Source organism: Haladaptatus sp. W1 (assembly GCF_001723155.1).
GTDB lineage: Archaea > Halobacteriota > Halobacteria > Halobacteriales > Haladaptataceae > Haladaptatus > Haladaptatus paucihalophilus.
Genome location: NZ_MEIH01000084.1, coordinates 1 through 4,706 on the forward strand (window position 1 = coordinate 1; position 4,706 = coordinate 4,706).

Sequence of the window (4,706 nt, forward strand, 5' to 3'; positions counted from 1 at the left end):
CCCGAGGAGATCGAGAACACATTCGAACGCTGTCCCACTGTGGCACCTACGCGGTGCAAATCACCGACTCCCACTACTGTACCACCCAGTTCACAAGCAACCTCACCGATGCCGAACGCGACCAGCGCATCGCTGGTGACCCCTATTCTGCCGATGAGACGGTCGCCATCGTCGATCAGCTTGCAGGCGACGCCTTCGCCTATCACGAACTCGATGCGGACAACCACTCACTCTGTACGCTGCAGACCGACAACCCACTCGCCTATTGCACTCGCACAGAGGCACAAGACGACCAGTACGCACCCTGCCAGCTCTGTCAGCGCCTGCGCGAAAAACGGGAGGCTGACCAATGACGAGCCGAGACACGGTCCTCGCCCTGGAGTGTACGGACCCGATTCAAATCAACACGGAAAAGCGCACGCTCACGGGTGTCATCTATCAGTGTGACCACCACGAGCCCACACTCACCTGTCGTGGCCCCGAGCCCGGCGAGCACGTGCTGTACGTCGCCACACCCTCCAACGACCTGTACCGCCTGCAGTACAGCTACTACGACGAGATCGAACACACCGAGGCAACGTTAGACTACTACGGTCGCACCCCAAACGGTCGATACGCCTGGCTGCGCACCGGCGCGCACATCGAGTGTGTCACCAGCCCGAAGGGAGGTGAGCCGGCATGACTGGCGACCGTCGCTCGATCGTTCCTAAGCCGCTGAATCCTCGTGATGCCGACGCACTCGTCCAGTATCTCTCGCCAGGTGATCGCGTTCGCATCACGACCACGGAGTTGCCACGCACGATCCTCACGGTCAAAGAGACGAACCCGCCGACCCGCTGTGCACCACACCTCGTCCTAGCAACACCGCCGATCACCACGACTGCACAGGACGAACTGCAGCAAGCCACCTACCACTGCCTCAGTCAGTCCGATTCTGCCATGACGGTTCTCGAGTACACCCACACCCCCAGTGACACGACTGCTCGTTGTATCGGCACGCTCACCACCATTGCCCACCTGCCGCGACTCTCGACACCAGAGGACACCGGAGTTCCAGTGGAGGTGCGGGCGGATGAGTAACACCACCGCGTCCGGAGCGTCCACTCTCGAAAATGTCTCGATCAGTGACCTCGCTAAGCACGTCCAATCGCTCAGTGACCGTATCGACGACCTCGAACAGGAAGTCGCCGAGAAAGACGAGCGAATCAACAATCTCGAACAGCGAGTCAATGAACTCGAAGACTATCGCACCGAGGCAGCAAAGGAGCGTGCCCAAGAGCGACAGCAGCTCAGTAGTCTCGAAGAGACGACCGAGACCATGGAATCGGATATCGACGATCTCACCGACGCTGAAGAGAAGAACAGTCGGGTCCGGGCGTCGGTCTCGCGTATAATCAACCTCGTGCGGGATTACGAGACTGAAGAGGGTGTAGACGATGACTCTCCAAACCTCGCTGCGGAAGCAACAAATGCAGGTCGCCAACTCTTCGAGACAGTGCAGCGCTCGGAACAGAATACCGAACTCGTCAACTTCCGCGAGAAGCGCGCTGAGAGCCAGCAAGTCGAGGACAAGTATCTCGATGTGCTCGAGCACGCGAAGAACGTCGCCAAGACGAACGATGTGATGGTTGCACGGTTGGGCTATCGAGAGGTTGCGACGCATTACGGTTGTGCGTACAAGAACGACGGCTATCGGGTGATGGAGGAGATGGCCGAGCGTGTCCCCGGTGTGACCTACAAGGAATCACGGACACTGTGTGTGGACGATGCAATGGGCGTTGGCGGGCATCATATCGAGATCACGTTCGCACATCCCGACTTAGCCGGATGGATGCGAGCACACGAAGCCAACGCGGGAGGGAACGGAGGGCGCTGATTATAGCGTTGTAATCACGGGGGTTCGACGAACCCCCACTCGGGCGGCACCACCACACGAGATTCACACCGCATTGCCGGTGGCATATGGTGGTAGTAATCGGTTGGTTACGGTGGAGTGCGTCTGTTTCTGCGTCTATTTCTGCGAAATGGAGGGGGTCGCGTTCGCGATCCCCCTCTATTACAACGTTATAATGGACTAAGTTCACTCGTGATAGTCGAGGACGGCATGAGTGAGACCGTACCGAAGCGTGTCGAGCTGACGAGTCAGCGGTAGGTGGTTTCAACAAGGGCCACAACCAGGTATTTCGGCTGAGTGTCCTGCAACAGACGATTGTGGAGCAGTTTTTCGGAAGCGTGAGAGGACTCGTTTTGAATCTATTAACAGCACCGTCACAGTATCGAATTCACCACGAATATATTTAGTTTAGAACTAGAATTGTTATGGTTCGAATTCGTCATGAAATACTGCTAAATCTACGATACGATTGTGGAAATCCATCTGAAAATCTTTAACAATATCATTGGATTCAGCAGGTCGATCGTTGTTATCTTGTACGTTAGTGAGTACTGGAACCACATTTAACCGTAACCGTCTGTTCTCATCAGTCATCAACTCTACCTTAAATCTATATTCATCTAAATCCAGATTTGATTTTAGTGTCTGATAATCAGTTGGACGTCTATTCTTCCACATATCTAATATTTGATTCCAAGTATCTTCTTCAAGATTCTTACGTTCTTTGTGACCCATATGATTTAATACATCATAAGGTCTAAATTGAGTTTTCTCGTAGTTTCTTTCTGACTCTCGTAAAGGAGCAGCCTCACCGAGAAAAGAAGTATCCGTATTCCTTCCAGCATCCCCATCTTGATCACTTTTGTACCAATTGGTGATCTTCCTGGGAACAGATAGAACCAGCCTCAAAATGGCATTTGAAAAGCTTGACTCAGATATGATTGAATACAATATTGCTACGGCAGGTATAAATGCTGAAAGTATGAAGGTTAGCAAAGAATCTTTAGAAAAACCAATGATGGGTGATAAATATTGCGTAGTTGCAAAAATGGCGACCATAATAAATAGGACTAGAACAATATCAATGAATGTTTGTCTGCTCTGCATCTATTAGATGGTAGTTACTGGTAGCAATTAGAATTTCTGCTAAACAGGGAGAGTAAGGAAGTAATGGATTACAGGTGCTTATCTTTCTTATTCTGATATTGACTTGCTAGAATTCACTGCCGTTGACGTAAAGGTATCTAGAGGGATGGCCAAATTTGATCATGGATGAAGAGTGTCTTAATCAACAATATATCCTGAGAATATCTACAGTTGGTATGACAGCGTTGATATAGACGATGTCTCCATTTGTTGTATCAAGTGTTACAATTACATGCGGTAAGATAGAAGGTGGTGTTAAAGACAGATTTTTTACATACTAGTATATAACATTTGACCACGTTTGTGGGTCTACTAACAGGTACAGAACGGTGTATGGGTGGAGAGTTGCCGAATCCCCAAACGAACATCATGAATATCCGAGTAAACAACAACACCAGAACAGGGGGACAAATTGTGGCTCCGGACGACCCGGTCCCGCCAGTAGATTCTAGAGGAATATTTTTCCGTCGTCACGTTTGAGACGACAAAGACCGAGGCGCCGCCGTTTTCAGAGGTAAAAGTTAGCTGGGCTATTGAATCAAAAGACGATAAGACTCAATTCGAGGACTTTGAGTTCCGCCTCAACGGTCCACCTCTGTTTACATTAGACGAAATCCCCGCCGACGGAGAACACTCGTTCACTATTCATTATACAACATTCCTTCAGTTGCAAGGCCGTCAAAGTGGGTCGCCGTGGATGCCGTTGGGACCCCGACTTACAGTTTCGATAGACGATACTGAATGCCAAGTGGTCGGCTGGGATAATCGGACAGTTGATGCCATCGTGTATACCGAGTTGAAGAAGTTATTAGCGACATAGCCGAACTGCGTCTTCGCGGAAAGTCAGAACCCTCCTCCGATTGGAATGCTGATCGAATCAGATACTACTTTCCGTTGGAACTTGTTACACCTGAATTCCCCAACGCGGACATGGACGTCTGGATGGACGTCGAGTTCCAGTTAGTACACGACAAAGACGGAGTTGATATTGAACTCGTGTTGGATTTTGAAACCAATGTGATTTATTCGATGAATGAGATTATGATTACCGGTGGGATCGCGGCAAAGGTGGCGAGTTTTAGTCGAAGACATCATGCCAATGGTTCTGGAATGCCCCAAACGGCAGATTCAGAATCGGTTTAAGAACGATTTGATTGATGTCCCAGCCGTCAAGAATGGCTTGAAGACCGGGGAATTCTACGATATCCGGATTGTTACACAGGGGCGTGGCTGGATAGAGATTCTCATCTGCAAACCCCCGACAGAACCGGGGGATTCATCGGAAGAAGTGGTAACCTAGAAATCTGTCGTCGTCAGACTTGAACTGGTCTGAACACTCGCTTGAAGACCATTTTGAATTCAGCATTTGCTTAGTTCAGCGCATCATGTCCGCTATTGACACCACGTGAGGACGAAGAGTGTCCGTTACTAGACCTGAGAAAATCGACTGGAGTCTTTACCGACTGCACGGACGGTAGTGGCGTGGTTAAGGGCATACGCGTCCAATCTTTCCTCGTAGCGCTACTTGTCCAAAAAATCTCCTACTGAGAAATACGCACCTTCTAATCAGCCCGACTTGTCGGTACTCCCAATCCACCAGCATGAGTACCGCTACGGGTGTCTCATCACAACCAACCCGCGACTGAATAGGCGGGTCGCCACCGGA

General features: G+C 50.5%; 6 protein-coding genes. 5 read left to right on the plus strand and 1 reads right to left on the minus strand.

Going from position 1 to position 4,706, the window contains the following annotated elements; translation table 11 throughout:
* From BG842_RS04690 to BG842_RS31070, 4 genes are all read left to right on the plus strand, one after another.
* Nucleotides 1–353: hypothetical protein (locus BG842_RS04690; RefSeq protein ID WP_254662903.1), on the plus strand; the 353-nt coding region annotated here is incomplete at its 5' end.
* Nucleotides 350–682, plus strand: a complete 333-nt coding sequence (locus BG842_RS04695; RefSeq protein ID WP_069449875.1) for a hypothetical protein — start codon at nucleotides 350–352, stop codon at nucleotides 680–682. The genes BG842_RS04690 and BG842_RS04695, both read left to right, overlap by 4 nt.
* Nucleotides 679–1,080, plus strand: a complete 402-nt coding sequence (locus BG842_RS04700) for a hypothetical protein (protein ID WP_069449876.1) — start codon at nucleotides 679–681, stop codon at nucleotides 1,078–1,080. Before BG842_RS04695 ends, BG842_RS04700 begins: the two co-directional genes overlap by 4 nt.
* Nucleotides 1,073–1,876: a hypothetical protein gene (locus BG842_RS31070; RefSeq protein WP_254662904.1), complete on the plus strand. Its 804-nt coding sequence runs from the start codon at nucleotides 1,073–1,075 to the stop codon at nucleotides 1,874–1,876. The genes BG842_RS04700 and BG842_RS31070 overlap by 8 nt, the downstream gene beginning before the upstream one ends.
* A 441-nt stretch (nucleotides 1,877–2,317) precedes the next feature.
* Here BG842_RS31070 and BG842_RS28620 read toward each other — a convergent pair whose 3' ends face one another.
* Nucleotides 2,318–3,001: a hypothetical protein gene (locus BG842_RS28620; protein ID WP_139136014.1), complete on the minus strand. Its 684-nt coding sequence runs from the start codon at nucleotides 2,999–3,001 to the stop codon at nucleotides 2,318–2,320.
* 969 nt (nucleotides 3,002–3,970) lie between these two features.
* Between BG842_RS28620 and BG842_RS04710 the strand changes: the two genes are divergently transcribed.
* A complete protein-coding gene (locus BG842_RS04710) occupies nucleotides 3,971–4,183 on the plus strand; it encodes a hypothetical protein (protein ID WP_139136015.1) in 213 nt (70 codons plus the stop codon).
* Nucleotides 4,184–4,706: the final 523 nt, after the last annotated feature.